General features: G+C 46.8%; 1 protein-coding gene. It reads left to right on the forward strand.

Annotated elements, in window-relative coordinates; genetic code table 11:
- Positions 1 to 1,149, forward strand: a 1,149-nt coding sequence (locus A3738_RS14140) for a cytochrome c3 family protein (protein WP_304440104.1), incomplete at both ends; no start/stop codon positions are given.

The following is a 1,149-nucleotide window of genomic DNA, read 5'->3' on the forward strand; positions in this document are numbered from 1 at the left end:
CTGTATAAAACCGACAGTCAAAGTAAGTTAAACCCAATCTCAAAACGTCGTTCATCAGACCAAGTCATAGTCTGCGCCAGCTGTCACGCGCGACGTAATGCGATTAGTGACCGAGCGGAGCCTGATTTTCTCAATCGCGCGCTTGAGACGGTTTTACTGACACCGGAGTTCTACCATGTGGATGGGCAGGTATCAGACGAGAATTTTGTTTGGGGTTCTTTTGTTCAGAGCAAAATGTACGACGCGGGTGTAACTTGCACAAATTGCCATGACCCGCACGGCGGGCAACTCCACGTGACAGGAAACCAAGTCTGCACACAATGCCATGATTCAAAAACCTATGACAAACCAACACACCATATGCATAAAGTAGGCACAGACGCGGCAGAATGTGTTAGCTGTCACATGCCAGCGACTGTTTACATGGGCGTTGATTCGCGGCGAGATCATCAATTTTCGATCCCACGCCCACATCTAACACGCGATACCGGAGCACCAAACGCATGCAATAACTGCCATACCAATCAAGATGCAAATTGGGCAAGCACGACGATCGAGACATGGTACCCAAAAATTGACGATTCCTATGCTAAGCATTTCGCTTACGCTTTCAACGAGGCAGATAATCTAATACCGAGCGGACGTCAAAAGCTGTTAACTGTTTTTACAGACGATACTCAAGCGACCATCATACGCGCATCAGCGCTTAGTCGTTTAGCTAACTATCCGCATCCTGATTCGATGCAAGCAATCGAAATAGCCGTGAAAAGGTCAGAACCACAATTCAGACTTGCGGCGATCGACGCAGCGGCGCCCTACTCCAATGCCGAAAAATGGCAATTACTCAAACCACTTATTAACGATGCTCAATCAAACATTCGTGCCCGAGGATCTCGCGCACTTGCCGCCGCCAGTCAAATGTCATCGATCCCCGTACAAGCGAAAAAATTAATCAAAAACGGATTAGAAGAGTATCGCAGTATGCAAAATTACCAAGCGGATAGAGGTTTTGCGCACACTAATCTCGGTAACTTAGAGCGCGATCTCAACAATTTTGAAAATGCCGCCAAACACTATAATGCCGCGATAAATATTGAACCAATATATATACCCGCCTACCTTGCTTTAGCGAGGTTGACGGAATCATTA

The organism is Oleiphilus sp. HI0066 (genome assembly GCF_001635725.1).